This window comes from Sphingobacterium allocomposti (assembly GCF_008124885.1).
Lineage (GTDB): Bacteria > Bacteroidota > Bacteroidia > Sphingobacteriales > Sphingobacteriaceae > Sphingobacterium > Sphingobacterium allocomposti.
In genome coordinates, this window is the sequence record NZ_VNHX01000027.1 from 30,650 (window position 1) to 51,734 (window position 21,085).

Annotated in this window: 30 protein-coding genes and 1 tRNA gene; 9 read left to right on the plus strand and 22 right to left on the minus strand. The window is 44.2% G+C overall.

Annotated features, from left to right (window positions below; translation table 11 throughout):
• Positions 1-140: 140 nt before the first annotated feature.
• The 21 genes from BC792_RS16070 to BC792_RS16165 all read right to left on the minus strand — a co-directional run bounded on the left by BC792_RS16070 (position 141) and on the right by BC792_RS16165 (position 10,688).
• Positions 141-359, minus strand: coding sequence for a helix-turn-helix domain-containing protein (locus BC792_RS16070; RefSeq protein ID WP_148910039.1), 219 nt, complete (start codon positions 357-359; stop codon positions 141-143).
• 383 nt (positions 360-742) lie between these two features.
• Entirely contained in the window at positions 743-1,039 is a 297-nt protein-coding gene (locus BC792_RS16075; RefSeq protein ID WP_148910040.1) for a hypothetical protein, read from the minus strand.
• Positions 1,032-1,241: a hypothetical protein gene (locus BC792_RS16080; protein ID WP_148910041.1), complete on the minus strand. Its 210-nt coding sequence runs from the start codon at positions 1,239-1,241 to the stop codon at positions 1,032-1,034. Before BC792_RS16080 ends, BC792_RS16075 begins: the two co-directional genes overlap by 8 nt.
• Positions 1,242-1,635: 394 nt before the next feature.
• A complete protein-coding gene (locus tag BC792_RS16085; RefSeq protein WP_148910042.1) occupies positions 1,636-1,929 on the minus strand; it encodes a hypothetical protein in 294 nt (97 codons plus the stop codon).
• Positions 1,922-2,134, minus strand: a complete 213-nt coding sequence (locus BC792_RS16090) for a hypothetical protein (protein WP_148910043.1) — start codon at positions 2,132-2,134, stop codon at positions 1,922-1,924. Before BC792_RS16090 ends, BC792_RS16085 begins: the two co-directional genes overlap by 8 nt.
• Before the next feature lie 414 nt (positions 2,135-2,548).
• Positions 2,549-2,734, minus strand: a complete 186-nt coding sequence (locus BC792_RS16095; RefSeq protein WP_148910044.1) for a hypothetical protein — start codon at positions 2,732-2,734, stop codon at positions 2,549-2,551.
• Between the two features lie 7 nt (positions 2,735-2,741).
• Positions 2,742-3,167 (minus strand): RusA family crossover junction endodeoxyribonuclease, encoded by a 426-nt coding sequence (locus BC792_RS16100; RefSeq protein ID WP_148910045.1) that lies wholly within the window; start codon positions 3,165-3,167, stop codon positions 2,742-2,744.
• Positions 3,154-3,408, minus strand: coding sequence for a hypothetical protein (locus tag BC792_RS16105; RefSeq protein WP_148910046.1), 255 nt, complete (start codon positions 3,406-3,408; stop codon positions 3,154-3,156). The genes BC792_RS16100 and BC792_RS16105 overlap by 14 nt, the downstream gene beginning before the upstream one ends.
• 12 nt (positions 3,409-3,420) lie before the next feature.
• A complete protein-coding gene (locus tag BC792_RS16110) occupies positions 3,421-4,308 on the minus strand; it encodes a hypothetical protein (protein ID WP_148910047.1) in 888 nt (295 codons plus the stop codon).
• A 6-nt stretch (positions 4,309-4,314) separates the two neighbouring features.
• The gene (locus BC792_RS16115) at positions 4,315-5,121 is read right to left on the minus strand and encodes a hypothetical protein (protein WP_148910048.1); all 807 of its coding nucleotides are present in this window, start codon (positions 5,119-5,121) and stop codon (positions 4,315-4,317) included.
• Positions 5,096-6,139: a DUF6291 domain-containing protein gene (locus tag BC792_RS16120; RefSeq protein ID WP_148910049.1), complete on the minus strand. Its 1,044-nt coding sequence runs from the start codon at positions 6,137-6,139 to the stop codon at positions 5,096-5,098. Before BC792_RS16120 ends, BC792_RS16115 begins: the two co-directional genes overlap by 26 nt.
• Before the next feature lie 3 nt (positions 6,140-6,142).
• On the minus strand, positions 6,143-6,400 hold the full coding sequence (locus tag BC792_RS16125; protein ID WP_148910050.1) for a hypothetical protein: 258 nt from the start codon (positions 6,398-6,400) through the stop codon (positions 6,143-6,145).
• On the minus strand, positions 6,393-6,812 hold the full coding sequence (locus BC792_RS16130) for a hypothetical protein (protein ID WP_148910051.1): 420 nt from the start codon (positions 6,810-6,812) through the stop codon (positions 6,393-6,395). Before BC792_RS16130 ends, BC792_RS16125 begins: the two co-directional genes overlap by 8 nt.
• Complete coding sequence (locus BC792_RS16135) at positions 6,803-7,417, minus strand: hypothetical protein (protein WP_148910052.1); 615 nt, start codon at positions 7,415-7,417, stop codon at positions 6,803-6,805. The genes BC792_RS16130 and BC792_RS16135 overlap by 10 nt, the downstream gene beginning before the upstream one ends.
• Complete coding sequence (locus BC792_RS16140) at positions 7,418-7,885, minus strand: hypothetical protein (RefSeq protein ID WP_148910053.1); 468 nt, start codon at positions 7,883-7,885, stop codon at positions 7,418-7,420.
• Positions 7,885-8,508 carry an ERF family protein gene (locus BC792_RS16145; protein WP_148910054.1) on the minus strand — a complete coding sequence of 208 codons (624 nt, stop codon included), beginning with the start codon at positions 8,506-8,508 and terminating at the stop codon, positions 7,885-7,887. The genes BC792_RS16140 and BC792_RS16145 overlap by 1 nt, the downstream gene beginning before the upstream one ends.
• Entirely contained in the window at positions 8,505-8,672 is a 168-nt protein-coding gene (locus BC792_RS18425; protein WP_170250060.1) for a hypothetical protein, read from the minus strand. The genes BC792_RS16145 and BC792_RS18425 overlap by 4 nt, the downstream gene beginning before the upstream one ends.
• A 12-nt stretch (positions 8,673-8,684) precedes the next feature.
• Positions 8,685-8,951, minus strand: coding sequence for a hypothetical protein (locus BC792_RS16150; protein ID WP_148910055.1), 267 nt, complete (start codon positions 8,949-8,951; stop codon positions 8,685-8,687).
• Between the two features lie 110 nt (positions 8,952-9,061).
• Positions 9,062-9,155: transfer RNA gene (locus BC792_RS16155), tRNA-Leu, on the minus strand.
• A gap of 538 nt (positions 9,156-9,693) precedes the next feature.
• Positions 9,694-10,464 (minus strand): phage regulatory protein/antirepressor Ant, encoded by a 771-nt coding sequence (locus BC792_RS16160; RefSeq protein ID WP_148910056.1) that lies wholly within the window; start codon positions 10,462-10,464, stop codon positions 9,694-9,696.
• The gene (locus BC792_RS16165; RefSeq protein ID WP_148910057.1) at positions 10,464-10,688 is read right to left on the minus strand and encodes a hypothetical protein; all 225 of its coding nucleotides are present in this window, start codon (positions 10,686-10,688) and stop codon (positions 10,464-10,466) included. The genes BC792_RS16160 and BC792_RS16165 overlap by 1 nt, the downstream gene beginning before the upstream one ends.
• A gap of 154 nt (positions 10,689-10,842) precedes the next feature.
• Here BC792_RS16165 and BC792_RS16170 point away from each other — a divergent pair, with 154 nt between their 5' ends.
• From BC792_RS16170 to pdeM, 8 genes are all read left to right on the plus strand, one after another.
• Positions 10,843-11,520, plus strand: a complete 678-nt coding sequence (locus BC792_RS16170; RefSeq protein ID WP_148910058.1) for a S24 family peptidase — start codon at positions 10,843-10,845, stop codon at positions 11,518-11,520.
• 5 nt (positions 11,521-11,525) lie between these two features.
• A complete protein-coding gene (locus BC792_RS16175; RefSeq protein ID WP_148910059.1) occupies positions 11,526-12,131 on the plus strand; it encodes a hypothetical protein in 606 nt (201 codons plus the stop codon).
• Positions 12,131-12,592, plus strand: coding sequence for a DUF4468 domain-containing protein (locus BC792_RS16180; protein ID WP_148910060.1), 462 nt, complete (start codon positions 12,131-12,133; stop codon positions 12,590-12,592). The genes BC792_RS16175 and BC792_RS16180 overlap by 1 nt, the downstream gene beginning before the upstream one ends.
• 3 nt (positions 12,593-12,595) lie before the next feature.
• The gene (locus BC792_RS18540; RefSeq protein WP_148910061.1) at positions 12,596-12,937 is read left to right on the plus strand and encodes a hypothetical protein; all 342 of its coding nucleotides are present in this window, start codon (positions 12,596-12,598) and stop codon (positions 12,935-12,937) included.
• A 237-nt stretch (positions 12,938-13,174) separates the two neighbouring features.
• The gene (locus tag BC792_RS16190; protein ID WP_148910062.1) at positions 13,175-14,173 is read left to right on the plus strand and encodes a ligase-associated DNA damage response exonuclease; all 999 of its coding nucleotides are present in this window, start codon (positions 13,175-13,177) and stop codon (positions 14,171-14,173) included.
• Entirely contained in the window at positions 14,170-15,792 is a 1,623-nt protein-coding gene (locus tag BC792_RS16195; RefSeq protein ID WP_148910063.1) for an ATP-dependent DNA ligase, read from the plus strand. The genes BC792_RS16190 and BC792_RS16195 overlap by 4 nt, the downstream gene beginning before the upstream one ends.
• Before the next feature lie 164 nt (positions 15,793-15,956).
• Positions 15,957-18,398, plus strand: coding sequence for a ligase-associated DNA damage response DEXH box helicase (locus BC792_RS16200; RefSeq protein WP_148910064.1), 2,442 nt, complete (start codon positions 15,957-15,959; stop codon positions 18,396-18,398).
• A gap of 2 nt (positions 18,399-18,400) precedes the next feature.
• Positions 18,401-19,045 carry a ligase-associated DNA damage response endonuclease PdeM gene (gene pdeM / locus BC792_RS16205; RefSeq protein ID WP_246155151.1) on the plus strand — a complete coding sequence of 215 codons (645 nt, stop codon included), beginning with the start codon at positions 18,401-18,403 and terminating at the stop codon, positions 19,043-19,045.
• A 46-nt stretch (positions 19,046-19,091) separates the two neighbouring features.
• Here the strand turns inward: pdeM and kdsB are convergent, their stop codons facing one another.
• Entirely contained in the window at positions 19,092-19,835 is a 744-nt protein-coding gene (kdsB, locus tag BC792_RS16210) for a 3-deoxy-manno-octulosonate cytidylyltransferase (RefSeq protein WP_148910065.1), read from the minus strand.
• Between the two features lie 248 nt (positions 19,836-20,083).
• Between kdsB and BC792_RS16215 the strand changes: the two genes are divergently transcribed.
• A complete protein-coding gene (locus BC792_RS16215) occupies positions 20,084-21,073 on the plus strand; it encodes a 1-acyl-sn-glycerol-3-phosphate acyltransferase (RefSeq protein WP_148910066.1) in 990 nt (329 codons plus the stop codon).
• Positions 21,074-21,085 lie beyond the last annotated feature (12 nt).

Consider the following 21,085-nt stretch of genomic DNA (forward strand, 5'->3'; position numbering starts at 1 on the left):
AGTTATTGATGCCCAAACAATAGTTACTTGTTGGCCGTTTATATTGACTGTCGTAATACTCATATTTTATTTCCTCCATACCCTCCCCACCGCTACAGCGATGAAGAGAGTGGTTAATAGTTCTATCACTAAATTTATTGTTATTCGATAATATCATCCGTTATGGTGATATCGTCCATCCGGCTCTGCAGCGTGATCGTTATCCCCTCTTTACCTCGGTAGCCGAGATAGTCCAGATACCAGCGAGAAACGGTGGCTGTAGGGCATCCGAACCACTTCGCTACGGAAGCGATGGAATTGCCCTTGGTGATCATCACTATTGCTCGGGCCCGTGTTTGGAGAGGATAGCGGTGGCTCATCACACACCTCCTCCCTTAATATGGTTAGTAGTCTTAAGCATAGTCTATACATACTATTTTGTCGTTAATAAATCCAAAATTTTCGTTCTTGAAATCGTGGCAGACTCCTCTAAAACTTTCTCTAATCGATCTGTCCGAACTTATGTCGAAGGGTACAATTTCTGCTCGCCGCTGGATATTCAGTAGCCCAAACAACGAGCTGTAATATGTGTATGCTACTTTATCCAGTTGGGGCATACCTTTGTATTGTTTACAGTACAGACGTTCGTTATGGTTGGCTAAACATCCTGATAGAAAGTTTTGGTGACTATATGTGAAGTTTGGGATTTTAATGGCGTACTTACCTATTAAGAATACCAGCCTAGTTACTCCTTGCCTCATAATTATTCTCCCTTAATGTGGTTAAGGATGAAGTTGGCGCCGTCTACATATGCTTCCACTTCTTGTTCGCTGGTGTAAACATCTTCCTGCGCAAGTTCATTGGCGAACTGACGCATTGCTTCTTCGGTAGGAAGGTCTATTTCTTCGAGCCAGTGATCAGGATTGCAAAAGAAGTACTCGTCATCTAGCCAGCTTTTGTCTTTAGGAAAGAACTGAACTAACCCAATGTCCGTTAATATATATCCACCGTGTGCCGGCAACCGTTCTGACACGGGTACCGATCTGTATATTTTATGCATTGTTAGCCTCCTTTCTTGCTTTTAGCATAGCTTTAGCCGTTTCGTAAGCATCAATAGCAACATAATCGGTTACGCTGATTCCACTTTCTTTACGGGAATCCTGTATTAATGCCATCCGCAATTCCTCATTAGCCAAAGATGCGTGCATCGCCAATCCGGCGAAGTGGTCTAGTAATTGCTGTTCTTCCAAATCTTTATGCATTACCGTTTGGTTTTTATGTGGTCTTTCAAATGTTACCATTTTTTCCTTCCTTTCTTTTCGGGCCGGTTAGCCCTCGGTTGATGATTGCATCATAAATGCATTGTTTAACCCTAACTTGAAGCAGTAGTCATTTACTGCATATCTCCGGTTGGCCTTTACAAAACCTTTGGCATACCGTCTAATTTTACGGTGCTCGGATTTAGCTTTCGATCCAGCCCGACGTAAATATTTAGATCTTATGACGCTCATGTAATTGTTAATTGTTTCTTTAGACATTTTTAACTCTCTATTACCTTAGAACATTTCTTACAGGTGCGCTTCCACCAGTACAAATAGTTGTGTTCCACTTCCCATTCGTGTTTGCAAACAATCTGTTTTAAGTATTTTATAAGTGTCATGATTGTTTGTGTTTATTGATTAATGATTCGATCTCGTTGTGAAGTCCTTCCAATTGGGTGAAGTCCATCGTGTTGATCCCCTCGTTGATAATTTCCAACATCTCCACCAATTCCCTATTCTGCTCGTTTGCATAGCGGATGGCGACTTGATTTACACTAGCGTTTAATACTTTGTAAGTAAGTCCATGTGGGTTTATTAGTAACTGTTCGTAAGCATTAAAAACCGAGTTTGATTTATACCCAAACCCCTCGGCAACCTCATCCTTTATCTGCTGTAGTGTCTTACCCACCTGCCACCTCCTCTCTCTCTGGAGCGACAAAGAAGGATCTAAGCCTTACATCTCGTCCGTATACTTTTAGCTGTAGATTGTGTTTTGATACTATTTCCTGTGCATGGTTAAAGGCTGCATCGAGATCCTTTACCCTTACTTCGTATCCCCCGTTATAGGGGCGAAATGAGCCGTAGCCCATTAGCTTTTTAAATTGTTCTAGCATTGTTTAGATTTTTGTTAGTCTGGAATAAGAAAGGCCCAAGCGTCTAGCTTCTTCTGGGTGTGTTTCTATATACTGATGGTGCGGCCAACATAAGGCAGAAAAAAAGCGCTTATCTGTTAAATAAGCGCCTAATCTTCCTTTTTTATGGTGCAAAGTCACCTCCCTGCTGGTACATCCTGGATATTGGCAAACAGGATTCTCCTCCAAGAATTTGTCTCTTAGCTTTCGATATCGCCTCAGCTGATCTAAGGTCTTCTTGGAAAATTTGGCTATTCGCTTTTTAGGACGGGGTAGGGGAGTTTTCTTTCTTTGCTTTTCGTAGCAGTATCCGCACATCTTCTTTGCATAGATAGGGCGGTAGTTTCCGCAGGATATGCAGTTGGATGTTTTACGTTTCATACCATATGCAGAATTTTAAAAGTAAACCGTAACACCAGCCATTGGCGGTATGATTATACCCATGAACCGGATGATCTCTTCTTTGTAGGAAGGCTCGAAGTCACAAATAAAGAAGTTGTATAAATTAACGAGCCAAGCGATAATGAAATAAGCGTAGGCAGCAAAGTAAAATACCGCGCCGATTAGTGATAACTTTTTCATACTGATTCTATTTTGATTGTTTTGGTAAATCTGATTCGTACACCCTAACTATTGTCATAGGTGTTCCTGTTGTGTAGACCTTAGCTGCGTTCGTCTGACTAACATAGCAGTCGTCCTTCCAGAATATACCGTTCAGGGAGTCGAGAACGAACTTAATCAGGTTGTCGATGTCCGGCCTAGAGGTATGATAAAGTGACATCCCCGGCTTTACGTTACCCGCGTTCTTACCTGTACCGAAATGAGACTTTGGTCGAGAGAAGTAGAATATCATCTCCACACGTAACGGTATAGAAAGAGGTTCTTCAGGAGCGTTGGCCTGAACGATCTGTGCGAAAGTCTGTTTGTCGCCGGCCGAAGGATCGTAACTGAACCCTCTGCCCATACGATGGCGCTTTAATGCCTTAGGTTCTCCGAGTACTTTAATCTCGATCATCTTCACCTCCTACTATTATTTCCACTAACTGATTAAGGCTTACTTCGACGGGGTGACGTACAGGACAAGCGACGAGACTAAACTCGTTATTTCTGAATACTAAACAGTCGTTTCCGGCATCGTACTCCTCGTGGTAGTTTGGTTCAACGGTAAGATGTTCTCGTCTTATTCGTGTTACTGCTTCCTTAAGCATTTCATGACCGTATATTACTACGTGTACGTTGTTTAAGTTGTTTTCCATAATAGGTTAGTGTTATTGGTTGCCGAAAAGCAGGTTTATAGCTTCCTCTTTGGTTATGGTCGTGGCGTATTTAAAGGAATCAAAATTAGTGTGATATGGATAGTTATCACCTTCCTTTGTTTTAGTAAGAACACTCACTACGTACTTATTTTCTCCATCATCCCAAAACTTACACACATCCCCAACCTTAGGTTTTTCTTCGGGTTTGATACGGTATTCGAGGCAGGAATCCCAACGCGGGTAATCGCAATCATGCCAATAATCACCACTAGAATATCTAACTTGTATCACCTCTCCTTTTTTATGAGCTTCTTTAAGCTCAGCGAACTTGTCAACGGGTTGATTGACTATTTCAGCCCATTTTCCGTCTTCAAATACACGAGGGTTAGAACATAAACCGTAACTAGTTTTAAGTCCTTCTTCGTAGTACAAAAATCCACTACTAAATGATAGCTTTATAGGGTTCATTTTCCCGTCATAACATTCAAAAGGCTGAACTTCCCGAACCTTACCACCATCCGTAAAGGATTTGAAAAATGTACCCTGTGTTAAGAAGCCCCTCCGCTTAGCCTCCTTCACCAAGGCTTCTTCTACTTCTTGGGGAGTGGCTTCAACCAAGCAATCAATGAATATGGGATTTCCATTACATCTATCAAACCAATTTCCATCTATGTCAAACCCGTAACCATAACCAACCCCTCTTGTGATTCCGGTTAAATAAACAAGAGATCTCCCTGCTCTTTTGTACCACCTATCCAATTTCGGTTCATCCTTAGCAATACCTATATGTCTTTCGATTGCTTCTAGTCTTTCGCTTACTGAATTGATTGCTTTAGCGGCTTTTGACGCTATTTCACTAAGTTCAGCAAGATTATAGAATGTTGTTTCTGATTTAGCCATTTCTTTTTATTCTTTAGTTAATAATTCTGTTATTTCAATCCCTGACTCAACAAGATCCTTGAACCATCCCATAAGGGCCAGCTGCAAAGACTCCTTATAGACCAATTTTACGCCCTCGCTACCCTTTTCCATAGCACCGGCCTGCTGAATACACGAGGTTATCCTTCGACGCTCGTGCGGCTTCTGTATAAGCTCCGTTTTAAGTTTCTCTACTGCCTTTGCTCGCCCATTATCCAAATACTCCTTTTGCCTCTCCGCTGATAAAGAAAAAAGCCCCAGTTTTTTGACTGCGACTTTGTACATGTAATTCCCGTGATCTTCGTAGTAACCTGACTTTTTGTACTGCTCAAAAGCGTAGGATAGGAGCTGCTTGTCTTTCTCCAAAATCTCCTGTTCGGACGGAGGTTCCTTTTCTTCTTCTTCATACATCGTTTGTTTTGCGATTTTTGCCCTTTTTTCTGACGCGTAGTGAGACTTTATGAAGTTTGTGAATGTTACCACGTTCAGTCCAAAATAATCGCCGTAATCGCCTAAAATCCCTTTTTCGATTGCAATGGGTATTTCGGCTATACGGATGAATGGGCAGGACTTCAAAACAGTTGGTAGAAGATTGTCGACGATGTGATCCATCTGATTTGGGTCAACCTCTTGCCCCTTGTCTCGGAAAGCCTTGTGTACGGCTGTCATCAAAACCTTATCCAAATCAATTTCCGGAACTTTGCATATCTGTTCGGAAGACAAGGCTTCGAGCTCTCGGCTCAACAGATGTACGGACTGTAGATTCTGGTCACGCGTTGCTATCTTGTTTTCCATATTTTTTAATTAAAGCTGATTGGATTGCGGTTGTGGCGTCAATTTTCATTTTCTTTTCCGGTGGCGGTGTGGTTATCGGTTTCCGGCCCTGCCTTACCTCCGAAGCGATCCATGAAGCGCAATAGCGTTTAAACTCCTGCTCTGTTTCCTCCGTTTTACCCGAAGCGGCCAAGTGCAAACAGAAAGCTTCAAACCATTCCAAAACCTGCGGCATCAAAAGAGAATTTTTCATCCCGATCGACTGTAACCACGTCGTGTGGCCCGCGCAATTTTTTTTTAAAACTTCAATTGGCTGTTTACCGAAGGAAAAATTTTGTGTGGGTGAGTTCCCTATATTGTTTATCACACTCTCTTTTACTGTATCTGTTACTATAACTGTTACTGTATCTTTAACTATATCTTTTACAGTTGAATCTGTTGAGCGATGTTCAACGTCGTTGAGTTTTGTTAAATCTGTTATTATATCTTGTAAGGAATCAATCAAGTAGCATTCGGTATATCCACCGAATTTATTGTTTGGAGTGTATTGAAACTGATGGTATTTGTTTTTTATAAATGACTCCATTTCTAGCACATCGTATCCATTTTCCTTCGGGAAAAACTGCGCTATTATGTCAAACTTATACCCTAACTTTGACGAACCTATGCCCGATGAAGAATACCTACGACCTATAGAATTGTCGGTTACTCCAACCTTTATAAACTGTTCAGAAGAAGAATAAAACCTAAGCACATAGACTTGTGTAGTTGATAGTCTCCTAACCTTGGCACTTTCTTTTCCAGCCACTGAAAACTGAGCCTTTTTGCTCTCATACTTTTTAAGATCCCTCTTTAGCTGGTTCTTTATAGGTTCGAAGGAGATCGCTAAAAGACGATCCTCTTTAGGGAACTCTGGATTTTCATCGTTTACATAGGAAAAAATATGCTTAATTAACCGCCCAGATTCCTCATCTGACAATAGATTGAAAGTAGCTATCCAGTCCGCATACATAACGAAAGCTTTCTTTTCCTCTGCCATACGCTACTCCTTTCTTTTGGTTGGCCCACTATACGCAAGTAGTCTTACTTTGCAAGATTTTATGTCTACATAAGACATAATTGCTTGATGGCCCATGTCAGATATGGCAAGGAAAAGCTTGCTGGCTTCTTCCTTCGTCTGCAGGCGCTGTACGTCCAGACTGAAAGTCGGTGCTACTATCCGGTAGGGGTATTCAAAGTCGTCCTGACGTAGGAGGTATTTCTGTTTGTGGCTTCTTATAGCCGATGTTGCTCTATCCATGTTGTTGTTCTTTTAGTGATTTTTGATTTGCTTTTTCGCAACCGTCGTTAAATTCTCGTAGTTCATCCGTGGGCATGAATGCAAAGTGTCTGAATAACCTGTATAGTTCAAAGCTGTGATCGCCCTTCATGTGATCCTCGCTTTCAGGCTTCATGGTGAACAGGGGAGATAAAATTTTACGGATTCTTTCAAGATCCCTGTTGACCGAGTTCAGAACTACTCCAGTACGTATCTGCATTTCCCTATTGTTGATGTCACGTAAACCAATAGTGAAACATGTTTTCATTAGTTCTAAGGCAGTATCTCCCATGAAAAGGTGTATTGATATGTTTTCTTTCAATTCTTTTCTGAGAGCGTCTATAGTTTCGGTACTCTGAATCTCAGATTTGTGAACCATCTTCTTTATTCGCATATATTTGAAAGCTCCTCCTGTAGCTCTTTAATCTTGTGCTCGATCACTTTCTTACGAGTATGTGGAGAACTTAAATCATCGACCACGGAGGAAATGAAATGGTCTAGGCCTCGTTCGATGTCATCTAGATAGGTTCCGGCAAAGAATATCCGAGTCTGGACTAGAGATCCTGAGCCAGTTGTGCATATATCTAGGTGTTCTGCGTCGAACGCGCGGCTTGTAATTCCAACGCCGGCCTTGTTTATGCTCAGTTTGCTCTCGGAATCTAGCGGATATGATCCTCGTTCTATAAGTTCTCGATAAGGGAAAACCTTGTTCTCCAGCTTATCTACTATTCGGTGTAATTGTTCCATTTTGGTTATTTCTTCGGGGTACGGCAGATAAATATCCAGGTGCGCTGCTATGCACCATATCTGTTCTAAAAAATCTAAAAACTCTTTGTTTGAAAGGCCTGCGTTGCTTGGCGTATTGGTTACGCGCTTAAGTAGCTCGTGTACGTCATCATCCTTAAGGATAGGGGTGCAGGCGTTGAGCTGTATGAGACGGCTTCTGATGGTCGGTAAACAGAAGCCTCTATAATACTTGTGAAGCTTCCAATTGGCCATCTACTTAATACTCACGTTTAGTCCTAACCGGCCTTTTTGAAGGGGAGGATTTATCTGAACCCCGTTTTCGTCGAAAATTGGCTTAGTGATCGTCTTTAGGAACTTTTCACGCTCTTTACGCTTCTCCGTCAGCGAATTGATCTGCTCGGTCAGTTCGTTCCATTCCTGATCATCGCAGTTAGAGAAATCGTAGGATACTCCGGTCATACGCTCGGTTATTTCACAACCGTACTTTTTGTATACCTCGCCCTTTGACAGTCTAGTTTCCTGCTCTGCGTATGGACGTACTGTTTTTTCAAGCTGCGTAAACAACTCCTGCCCTTTCTTTGCTGTTATGAAAAGCCGTAGAGCGTCCACCTGTCCTTCCTGAAGATTGCACTTAGTTTGCTGCAATACGTTGTTAATATAAGACCTATTAAGGTCTAATAGGGTAGAGGTAGAAACCTCCAATTCAAATTGATTTTCCATTACGTTGTTTGTTTTAGTTCCAGTTTACGCTTCGTTAGGATGTCCGTAAAGTCTTTGCTTTTATGGAGATGTCCGTTTTCGTTGTAGATTTTTACAAGTTCCTCTGTCGAAGAAGCATCGGATATCATTTTTATAGCTTCGCTTACAGTTACCTTTTTAGCCTTCTTGTCATCCTGATCTGTAGGGGCCGGCTTACGGTCGGGATTGTCTATGTCATCCTGATCTGTAGGGATATGGAAAAATTTCAGGATAAAATACCGTTCTCCGTATGTGAGGGCGGAGCCGACACCCTTGTCCCAGTCGTTTTGCCCGTTGGCTCCAAAAAGGTTTTCGTCTTTTTCTCCGGTTTCGACGTCTACCCACGTAAACCGCATAGATACTTTAGATAGTATCTCTGACTTTGGTTTCTCGTATTGGGTGCCGACTCCTGTTCTATAGTCCATCCTCTCATTTTCAATGGACAATACCTCCTGCTTAAGCAGCACGCCTAGTTCGTCCATTTTAGACCGTACGTGCGATAAAACCTTCTCACCGGATACGTATTCATATCCGTGGCCTTTCTTGTCTTTAGAAAAGCCTCTAACGGATTGCTGTATTGTATGTAATTTCTTGTATATGCTCATAACCCTACCTGTGCTTTACCAAAACAATAAGCTAGCGTCATTGCTATTCCGATGATCAATATCGACAGGACGACGCCGCCAATGAACTCAATTGCATTTTTTGTGGATGGTGATAGGTAGAACCACTGCAGCTCTAACCAATCGAAAACGTTTCTCTTTTTCATTATTGTTGGTTTTTAATCGTGATACCATTTTTCAGTTAGTTCCAGCACTTTCTTAGTGCTGTAGTATACCTTGCCGTTCTTTCCTCCGTTCTTACGGATGGGCATGAGACCTAAACGGCCGGTTATGTCCTTGAACGTGGCCAGATCGAAAGCCTCGATTATCTCGGATTTGGTAACCTGGATCTTGTCGGCAAATTCCTGCTTTCGCTTTTCGCTTAGGATGGACAGTGAACGCAATGCGATGCGCTCGGCTATCCGCTCTAGTTCGTTGTAATCCATATGATGTGACTGATTGATTTAAAATGAAAAGCCCGACTATTTGCCGGGCTAGTGACGTTTAAGTTATTAGGCGGCTAGAAACGTCTTAAATTTGCCTTCCTCATTTGGAGTGGACAGGGCAGGGATCGAACCTGCACGATAGCTTTACATTTCGTTGACTATCCGCACCTTAAAGCGAGCGTCTACCAATTCCGCCACCTGTCCAAATAAAAAAAGAGATGCCGCAGGTCAAACAGGAGGCGGAGTCCTCATAAGCCCCCATGTCGGAGCGTTTACCGACACTTCTTGTGTTTTAATTCACTCACCCTAACCCGTAGGGAACATCTCTTTTAACTGCACCATACGTGGGAATCGAACCCAGCCCTTGCCGTACCTTACGGATATGGTGTTTACACAGGTCGCTAGTCGTTAGGACTTATCGGTCGGATAAGAATTAAGGTGTCGCCTATAACACACCGCTAACCAAACTAGCTTCCGTTATCTTTTTACCACTTGGCAGGGGAGAAGATTAACCCTTATCTGCTTTTTCATGCGTGCATGGTGGTTTTCCGTACGTCAAATAACTATTGCTTTTGATTATAGTCCCAAACGTGCTATTCGGACTGTCGTAGGGGAGTGCGGAATCGAACCGCTTCGCCAGTAAACCCCTGTTTTAGCCAACTTTTAAGGCATGGCTAGCGCCTGAGCAACCTGTTTTTAGTTGCTTAACTGTCTGTTATTCAGATGTTATTTAGTTTTTAGTTTATGCTCTGAATGTTATTTTTCTGTACCCATTTTTTTCTGGGTGTACCGTTACATTTGGATGCGTCTTTTTCGCAGATAGAAACCTGTCGATGAAGTACTGTTGCCCCTTCCCGGTTACTTTTGGTGTTTTGCTGATTGATATATGCCCGTCAGAATGGGTGATAGAAGTTTCTTTGATTTCGAACAGACCCAGGTTCATAGACTTTTGAGTTGGCATATTATAGTCAGAGCCGAATCGAGAAATTAGGTATCCGTTTTTTCTCATGTAATCAAAAAGCCTATTTTGACCAATGTCGTAACCGTTCTGCTTGATTATTTTAGCAAGTTCGCCTATCAGAACGGTAGTCTTGGAGGCAGATACGGCGTCCGCAAATAGCACCTTTGGTTTTTGTTCTTCCAGCTGCTTTTGCTGCTGCTCGATCTGCTCGGCTTGGTTGGCCGCCAGCCTTAAAGCTTCCGATAGGGATGACGGCACTTGGAATTGCTTGCTGTTTTCCAGTTCTTCCCATCTTAGGATCAATCGAGCGCGAGCCTCGTCGTTAAACTTCGTAGCTACGTACAGGCTTTCCTTTTTGGTTAGTTCGTACATGGGTAGTTTCCTGCCTGTTGGGTCTTTGTATTCACTCACGTTAAATTTAACGCCAGTAACTTTTACCCATGCTTCCTCCATATTGCGGATAGCCTTTAACACATTGTCGTGTGTTTTTCCTGTCAACTCCGCGATTTCACGGCTTGACATGGTTTGTTGTATGTTTGTTAGTTGGTTCATTACGCAATCCTCCCTATATAAACTTTCCCGTTGTCTATCCAGTACTCATAGACGTTATTAGTCTCCGCGTTAAGTTGTGTTTTTAGGTTTCTTGCCCATCCTAACGTATTTACAGGGAGAGCCTGACCGACCTTTAAAAGTCTGCACTTTGGTTTTAAACCTTTCCTGATTTTATCCCTTACCCAATCAGGAACTTTTGTCACTTCAATGTCATTTACTTGCATAGATGTACATATTTATATTTACTGTTTGTCGAAAAAGTGAACAAAAAGTGTACATTTGCATTGCGATTTAAATATATACTTAACGTTCACTGATTCAAAGGTAAATAATGTTTTTACTTTTGCAAAATTGGTAAACGATATTTTTACTAATTTTATGCAAAGCGTTGAAAATCAAGGAGAAAAATTTAAAGAATTTTTAAAGAAAATTGTTAAAAGTAAGAAAGTAACATTTAACGGGGAGCCTATCAACATGGAAACGGCGGCTAAGATGTTAGGTTATAGTAAACAGAATCTTTACTCCAAATTCAAGTCGAAGCGGTTAGACTATGACTCGGTAAAAACAATCTTAGCTACCTTTAACGTTACGGAAGAAGAACTATGGGGAGACGACTTGAGTAAATCAAATGCAAGACCAGCAGCATTTAAAGGTACTGGGAAGCCAAATATGTGGGTGGTGCCTATTAAGGCACAAGGCGGATTCTTGGAAGGCTATGGCGATAGTGTTTTACTTGAACAGAACATAGAGAAAGTATATTTCCCGTTTATAGGGCAAGAATGTTTTGCTTTCGAAATAGACGGATTGAGTATGATAACTGAATATCTACCTGGGGAGTATTTCGTAGGGACACCTATAGAGAACTTCAATCACTTGGTAAAAGGTCGTGTATATGTATTTCAAACCATAGACGGGATTATACTAAAGGAGTTTGTAAAGATAGAAGGAGATTATATCTATTTGAGGTCACATAATGAAGATTATAATCCAGTGAGGCCTATATATCTAAAAGAGGTAAAAAGAGTATACCAACGAGAAATGATTATTAAAAACTAAATATTATGAAGTCAATATTAACAATAGTTCTATCAATGATATGCCTATTTATATATGGGCAGGTGGATTACGATACATATTTCGCTACCGCCGGGAACAACAAAGAAGAGTTTAAAATACAAATTACCGAAAAAAAAGGCGTTGTCGACGAGGTTTATATATATTCCAAGTCTGTAGATAACACGTATGATAAATGTGTGTTAGTAGTGAAAGCAAAAAAGTTAGGCACGTTTGTAGATTATCTCAAATATGTAAATACAAAGTTTAAGGAATGGAGCGAAACAGCTATAAAAAATAAAGTAGATGATTTCTCGAAAGATATTGATGCTGATTTAAGAGATTACTATTCGGTAGGGTTCGCTTATGATGATTGGTATATGGATTCAAGAGTAAAATTAAAATCTATGTTTGCGGTGAATGAAGGCGATCCAATAATTTACATATATACCGGTACTATTTATAGTAATTCTAATAGCTACATACAAAGCAAGGGTCTTTTCATGCCGTTCGCTACCCCAGAAGATTTACAAGAACTTATTGATAAACTTGATGTATCCATGATGCAAAGATCATTGAGCAAAAATTCAGATACCGAAAATCTTTTTAATTAATGAAAAGCATACTACTACTATTATTAACCATTCCTATTTTAGGTGTTAGTCAAGATCTGCCCCAGGTAGATGGAAAGGTAGTATACTCCATTGATGTATATAATGATCATGCTGATAAGATGGAAATGTTTTCATTGTGTAAGAGTTTCATAGATGAAGTTTTAAAGCCGGAGAACGTAATATTGCACACGGAAGATTTCACTAGTGGTCAAATAATAGGTAAGGGGGTATCTGCTTTTGACAACGAATCTAAAAAGGGTTTTAATTGGGCTGTAGGAGCAGCAACCAGACCTACGTTTACTCTTCAATTTGATGTATACGATAATAAAGCAACCTTAACCATAAAAGAGATAGTTTTGGCTAAGCTAAACGTTATGGATGAAGTACTTCGACCTATGGGCCACGCAATTGAAAAAGAATTTAAAGTAAGTAGAAAGTCGAATTTAGACAAGAATTGGTAGTTTATGAAAGCAATAATAACGGCAATAGTGGTAGCATTCGTTTTTTGCGCATGCTCTAAGGACGATAATAAGAGAGACATTCAGGGGCACTGGTATACCTATCAAGATGGAGAAAAAGGTTATCCTCAATTGGTGTTTTCGGGGAGCGATGTAAGGATCATAACATCAGAGCAGGGAACTGGATGGTCCGGGACTTATAGTGTATCTGGTTCCGAGATATTGTTCAGGCAGAGTAATTCTTCCTATAGGTTTAGCATGGACCACGGTAATGATATACTCGTACTACAGAATAAGTCAGAAGTAACAACGTCTTTCCCCTATGCTAAATTTGAACTAAGAAGATAGACCAAATAATCATGTACAGGCTTGTGGACGGTGTTTCTGAAAAACCATGTTTTGTAAACGTTGTGTAGCATATTTTTGAATTATTTTGACACTTTGGTTAACAGTTAGTTGCAACGTCATACGGAATCCATGTCAAAGATTACCGCATGTTTATTCATGCGGCAAAGATAGTCAAAACTATTTTAGCGGGCAGGTGTTCCTAATTAAAATAGCGTATTCACAACGAACATAGTTTCCATGAGTTTACTTACTGTTAATGAGAACGGTCTTTTCTGCAGGCAGGGCGATTTCTATATCGATCCATGGAAGCCGGTAAAGACAGCTATCATCAGTCATGGACATAGCGATCATATGCGCTTCGGAATGGGAAATTATATTTGCCACCATCATACCGTTCCTTTGCTGAAGCTCCGCCTCGGCAGTGAGCAGATCGTGCAGGGCGTTTCTTACGGCGAAGTGTTGGATATCAACGGCGTGCAGGTATCTTTTCATCCGGCGGGACATATCATCGGTTCAGCGCAGATACGTCTCTCTTACAATGATGAAGTGTGGCTATTTGGCGGCGATTATAAGATAGTCCCGGACGGTGTCAGCACGCCTTATGTCTGTGTACCATGCGACCATTTTATAACGGAGAGTACTTTTGGACTGCCCATCTATAACTTTCCGGATCCTGCTGAAGTTTACGCCGACATGAATGCTTGGTGGCGTGCCAATGCTTCCGAAGGGTACAACACCGTTCTGCTGGCATATGCGCTAGGCAAGGCGCAGAACGTTTTGGCGCATGTTGATAAAACCATCGGCGACATCTACCTGCACGGCGCGGTGGCCAACGTCAACGATGCTTTGATCGACGTTGGCTATTCATTCGCGGGACGCAGAATCAGCGACGGCCTTAGACGACACGAGGTTCGGGGCGCGTTGATCGTCGCTCCACCGTCAGCTTTGGCGACACCCTGGCTACGGACATGGACGCCCTACCGTATTGCCATGTGCAGCGGCTGGATGCAGCTACGCGGCGCCCGGCGGCGTCGGGGCGTAGACCGCGGCTTTGTATTATCCGACCACTGCGACTGGCAGCAGCTAAACCAGGCCATCGTGCAAACGAAAGCCAGAAATATTTACGTCACCCACGGGTATGAACAAGCCTTTAGCAGATGGGTACGGGAAAAACACGGCTTACAGGCCGTGGTCTTCAAAACCTTATACAGCGATCAGGAGGAGGAAGAGCTATGATAGACTTTGTTCGTATGTTTGAGGCTATTGATACCACGACCAAGACCTCCGCGAAAGTCGACGCAGTCCTGACATATCTTACCCTGGCACGCGAAGAGGATAAGGTGTGGGCGATCGCCATTCTGATGGGTAATAAACCCAAAAGGCCGGTGAAAACAGCGGACCTACGGCTGTGGGCGGCCGCAGCAGCGGGTATTCCTTTATGGCTGTTGGAAGAAAGTTATTATATCGTGGGCGACTTGGCCGAGACATTGACACACGTGATGCCTCCGCGAAAGGTGACTGCTATCCCTGTTGATCTTTCCCTTTTTCAAGTATTTACAGATGTCAGCCATATGCGCCTGGCCTCCCCTGATGAACAGCAGGATATCGTCTTACGCTATTGGCAAATGCTGGACAGCACTGCTTTGTTTGTGTTCAATAAGTTCCTCACCGGAAACTTCCGTGTCGGCGTCTCGCGAAAGCTGGTCGTCCGTGCTGTAGCGAAGTATACAGCTTTGGACGAAGCGACTGTTGAACATCGTCTCATGGGAAAATGGAATCCGTTTGAGGAGTCGATGGAATCACTATTTAATCCGGACCTACAGAGCCAGAAGCACTTTTTACCCTATCCCTTTTATCTGGCTTATCCTTTGGAAGACGATGTTGACGCCCTGGGGCCCATCGATGAATGGATATTGGAGCCTAAATTAGACGGTATCCGCGGGCAGCTGGTGCTGCGGGCAGGAGAGCTCTTTGTCTGGAGCCGTGGCGAAGACCTGATGACGGACAAGTTTGTCGAATTTCAGCCGTTGAAGGATATTCTTCCTCCGGGCACAGTCATCGACGGCGAAATTATCCCCTGGAAAAATGGGGCGCCCCTCGACTTTGCCGTGATGCAGACGCGCATAGGACGGAAAAATATATCGAAGAAAGCGCTGGAGTCGGCCCCATTGGTCATGGTATGTTATGATCTATTGGAGTGGGACGGAGAAGATATCCGAACGAAGCCGCTTTGGGAAAGGCGGGGGAAGCTGATCACCTTGCTGGCCGATTTTCCTGTTTCGGATGTGCTGAAGCTGTCGCAGCAGCTCGCTTTTGATGATTGGTCTGCTGCCGCAGCATACCGGAGGGAAGCAAGGCGGTACCTGGCGGAGGGAATTATGTTGAAGCGTAAAGATAGCCATTATGAGGTGGGACGTAAACGCGGCGGGTGGTGGAAATGGAAGACGGACCCCATGACAATTGATGCGGTCCTGATCTATGCCCAGTCGGGACACGGCCGTCGGGCAAACTTGTTTACCGACTATACGTTTGCCGTATGGGATCAGGGAGAACTGGTTCCTTTCGCGAAGGCATATTCCGGCTTGACGGATAAGGAGCTGCTCCAGATAGACCGATGGATTAAGCAGAATACTATAGAGAAATTTGGACCAGTCAGAAGTGTCAAACCTATATTGGTGTTCGAATTGGCTTTCGAAGGGATCCAGCGAAGTACCCGTCATAAGTCCGGTGTAGCCCTGCGGTTCCCGCGCATCTTACGATGGCGACAGGATAAACCAGCCAGCGAGGCCAACACCAGGGAAGACCTGGAACAGTTTCTTGTTAAGGCCGGTTCGGGTAATAGCACTGCCCGTTAGCCTATTTGAGCAAAAGTGCTATATTTTCCGCTATAAGAAAGTTCTTGATGGCAGAGGAGCGATCGATAAATTGCCTTTATATAAACGCAATTATTAGGCATCTAAACGGCAATTTATCTAAGTTTGCTATATATTGATGGATTGTTTATCGCAAAGACCACGAAATGAATCAATTCGCGAGCGTTTGGTTTTTTAATCAAGGATGGGAACCCCACAGTTTTCAGCGGCAGGCATGGCGTGCTATTGAAAAAGGCCATTCGGGCTTATTGAATGCTCCCACGGGATTTGGAAAGACCTTCGCCATATGGTTTGGTATTTTAGCGCATTACTACCAGTATCAGGATTACCGGCAACGTAAAGGTAAACAGGCGGCACTCCATGCCATTTGGATTACACCACTACGCGCCTTGTCAAAAGAGATTCACAAAGCCGTATCCCAGGTCAGCACCGACCTGGATCTTGATTACAAAATAGAACTCCGGACGGGCGACACGAGTTTGAGCGAAAGGAAGAACCAGCGTACCAAACCTCCACAGGCCTTAATTACAACGCCGGAGAGCGTGCATCTCCTCCTTGCGTCGAAAGGCGCTGCCGACTATTTTGGCCAATTGGCGTTCGTTGTTGTTGACGAATGGCACGAACTGCTGGGCAGCAAGCGTGGCGTCTTGGTCGAGCTAGCGCTGAGCCGGCTCAAGGCCATAAACCCTAAACTTAAGATCTGGGGCATATCAGCGACGATCGGAAACCTAAGCGAAGCACAGGAGATCTTGCTGGGGAAGGGACATCAAGGGGTGATGATTCGGGCCACGCTTAAGAAAAAGATCAAAGTGGAAACCGTATTGCCTGACAGCCTGGAGCGGTTTCCCTGGGCAGGACATCTCGGAATCCATCTATTAGATAAAGTCGTGGCCATTATACGGCAACACGGCTCTACCCTTATTTTTACCAACACACGTTCTCAATGTGAAATATGGTACCAACAGCTTATATCCCACTATCCTGAGTTTGCAGGAATCTTAGCGGTACATCACGGCTCCCTTAGCGACGAAGTCCGTCTCTGGGTAGAAGACGCGTTGCATCGGGGAAAGCTAAAAGCTGTTGTCTGTACGAGCAGCCTCGATCTGGGGGTCGACTTTCGTCCGGTCGACTGTGTGGTGCAGATAGGTTCGCCAAAAGGGGTAGCGCGCTTTTTGCAGCGGGCTGGACGCTCGGGCCATCGGCCGCACGAAATTTCCTATATCTACTATGTACCGACAAACTCGTTGGAAATTATAGAAGGCGATTCATTGAAGTATGCACTAAAAGAAGGCATCATAGAACAGCGTATCCCGTATATCCGCAGCTTCGACGTGCTGCTTCAATATTTGATGACCTTGGCAGTTGGCGACGGCTTTCCGGCAGATCGAACGTTTGACGAGATTAAATCTACCCATTGTTTCGCCTCTATAAGCCGTCAGGAGTACGATGAATGTCTAGCCATGTTGACCCATGGAGGAAAGACCTTACAGGCATACGACGATTTTCGACGACTGGTGCTGGCGGATGGATTATATCGGGTTGAGTCGCGTAGATTAGCTATGCGCCATCGGCTAAGTATCGGAGCGATCGTGTCGGATGCCATGATGCGCGTAAAACTTATGAATGGCAAATTCCTCGGTTCTATCGAAGAATCTTTTATCTCGAAGCTGAATACCGGAGATGTTTTCTGGTTTTCGGGACGGCAGCTCGAGTTGCAGCATGTCCGCAACATGGAGGTTATCGTGCGTCCTACGACAAAAGCAAAGGGCGTGGTGCCATCGTGGATGGGAGGACGCTTTTCCATCTCGCCGGATCTTGGAACTGCTATCCGGCATAGCTTCAGAAATATTCATAAAGCCCGCGTTGGCAGTCCGGAACTGTCCTTTCTGAGGCCTCTATTCGAAGAGCAGAAAGTGAGATCGGCACTTCCTCAGGAAGAGGAACTCCTGGTCGAATATATAGCAACGAAATACGGTTACCATCTGTTTGTTTATCCTTTCGACGGGAAGCTGGTACACGAGGGGATGGCTCAGGTACTGGCGTATCGCTTAGGAAAGATACAGCCGGCCAGCTTTAGTATCGCAAGCAATGAATATGGATTTGAGCTCTTGTCTTCAACCCGCTATGAGGTAAACGACGGCATGATAAAAGCACTGCTGTCTCCAGATCATCTCCATGAAGATATAACGTCTGGCATTAACGTGCGGGAAATGGCGCGCAGACGTTTCAGAGATATAGCTGGTATCGCCGGACTGGTGTTTCAGGGGTATCCCGGCAAAGCGGTTAAAACACGCCATCTTCAGGCAAATGCCGGGCTTTTTTTTTCTGTCTTTGAAGACTATGACCCAACGAATCTGCTGCTTCGGGAGGCCTACGACGAGGTGTTCGATTTTCAGCTCGAAGAGGGCAGGATGCAACTCGCTTTTGAGCGTATTGCCAACCACACCATCATTCTGTCCTGTCCGCAACAGCTTACACCTTTTTCGTTTCCGATTTTTTCAGAATCTTTCCGGGAAAAATATAGCAACGAAGATTGGCAAAGTCGATTGGAACTGCTAAAATTGCAATTGGAAGGAAAGATCGGATAATAGTGAAAAAGCTTGTGCTAAATGGGTTGGATGTGTTTCTGCTGCCGCAGAAAGCAATCTTTATTCCAGCGCATAGCCTGCTGATTCTATCCGATTGGCATGTCGGCAAACTCGGCCATTTTCGGAAGGAAGGTCTTTTTGTCCCGCCTATGCAGCTTGAAGAAGATTTCGGAAGGCTCGCCGTTCTATTAGAGGAGCTTCCCGTTAACTGGGTTGTTTTCCTTGGCGATCTTTTTCATTCTTCATGGAACATGGAGGGGGTGGCGCTTCAGCAATTTCTCAGCCGTTACCCGAAGATTCGCTTCTCCCTCACGCGCGGAAACCATGATATAATACAGGACGAATTATGGGAGGCGTCGGCTATTGACTGTAAAGAATACATCGTGCTGCCCGAGGGGCTTGTCCTTTCGCATAAGCCGTTGATGGGATTAAAACCGCCTATCTATAACCTTGTAGGGCATATACACCCCGGCTGTGAGGTGGCCACAACGGCGAGACAGTACTTTAGATTTCCCTGCTTTTATTTGGAAGGCAGGGTTTTAACGCTTCCGGCGTTTGGCCGGTGGACGGGCCTATATATGATGCGAAAGCGGGCGGATAACAGTATATTCGCTGTTGTCGGACATGAAATAATTGAACTGAAGTAACTCGGGCATATCCCGACTACTCGCCTGTGTCTGTTCCACACGCACTCTATCCATTAAAAAATTTCCTTTTTATTACTGCTATGTCTTCTGGCCGATCGACGGCTATAGTGTCATGTTCTGTTTCGGCGATACGGATGTCATAGCCGTTTTCAAGCCACCTAAGCTGCTCCAGCCCTTCTGTCTCCTCTAAGCCGGATAGGGGGAGCTGTGTTATCTCCTGTAGTATCGGCGTTCGATAGCCATAAATGCCGATATGTTTATAGTAGCGCCTATCACTGAGCCATTGTTGCTCGTCGGTGCCTCTATAAAACGGTATAGTCTGACGGGAGAAGTAGAGCGCTTTTCCGTGTTTGTCGAAGACCACTTTGGGCGTGTTCTCGCTAAAAAGGTCGTCGCTGTGGTCTATGCGCTTCACCAGGGTTCCTATCTGTGTGTCGGGATCTGTAAAAAGCGAGCATAATAACTCGATCTGCAGGGGGTTGATGAACGGTTCGTCGCCCTGGATGTTGATAGCTACGTCAAAACCACTGATTTTGTTCACGACCTCTGCGCAGCGGTCGGTACCTGACTGGTGGGATGCCGACGTCATGACAACGTTTCCTGCGAACGACCGGATATGGTCTTCTATGCGGCTGTCGTCTGTGGCCACTACGACTTCTGACAAGCTCGCACAACCTTTCACCTGTTCGTAGACACGTTGAATCATCGATTTTCCACCTATATCGGCCAATGGTTTTCCAGGAAAACGGGACGACGCATATCGAGCGGGGATAATTCCGATTATTCTCATAAATCAAAATAACAAGGAAATTCCCGGAATAAAAAATGAAAAACACACAATATACGGGATGGCTTATTTTCCCCGAGGGAGTTTAACAAAGTATAGAGGCGACCGTTGCCGGAAAAAAAAGGTCTGTTTTTTGCTAGATGGCTTCCATCTATAGATCGTTGTTAAACGGATATCCCGATGGTACGTGGTGGTTACGGGACATATTAACGCAGATCCATATATAGAAGATAGTTGTAATTGTAATATCCATGTTTTATTCATTATTAAGACAGTTTGTGCGGCTAGGGTTGCGATGGTACGTTCCTGACCTGAGGACAGCAGAACTGCAGTTGGCTGCATTTACAGCGCCCACCATCGTCGTTTCCAATCATCCAAACTCATTGTTTGATGCGCTGGTTCTTGCTGTCCACGCTCCCGTTGAATTACGGTATCTGGCGCGGGGGGATATCTTTAAAGCACCGCTTGTCAGCATCGTGCTCCGATCGTTGTTCATGCTCCCCATATATAAACGGGGCGACGACGAAGAGTATGCTGTGAAGAACGACTTTACTTACGATGAGTGTATACGCGAACTGAAAGAGGGGAAGCACATTCTAATCTTTCCTGAGGGAAGGTCGCTGAACCTATGGACGTTACAACCCCTGATGAACGGCGGACTTACGTCTTTGTTAGAAAGATCGTATAAAGCAGACATCCCCGTGCAGGTACAACCGTATACCATCGACTACAGCTCATTTCGTTTTGTGCCTAAAGCTGTTAGCCTCCGCGCGCTGCCTCCGATTGACAGTACAGATCATATTGAGGCGGGGCAGGTCGATGCGGCAGCCGTCATCCGTGAACTCCGTCAAGCATTGAAACGGGCTATGAGCGAAAGACCCTTGGTGCCGCAGCCTTCTAATGAAAAGGGGCAACAGTTTTGGCAGCTATTGGCTCCGCTTGGCCGTTATAGCCAAAGATGGTTTTACCGCATGTGGCGGGATTATATCCGGAAAAAAACAGAAGGAACTATATTTTTTGACTCGTTGTTATTCAGCGTCCTCCTGCTGACGTACCCGCTTTTCGTTCTACTTTGCAGCGTGCTTGTCGCGCAGCTGTTAGGCTGGTGGCTGGGGCTATTTGTCTTCCTGTTCCTGCCTTTGACGTCATACGCGATGGCGAAATGTCACCCTATAAAGGTAGAGACGGATATAACAACAGCAAAAGCGAATGCCTTCGTGAAGCCTAAGGATAGGGAATGAAAAAAACCCTTT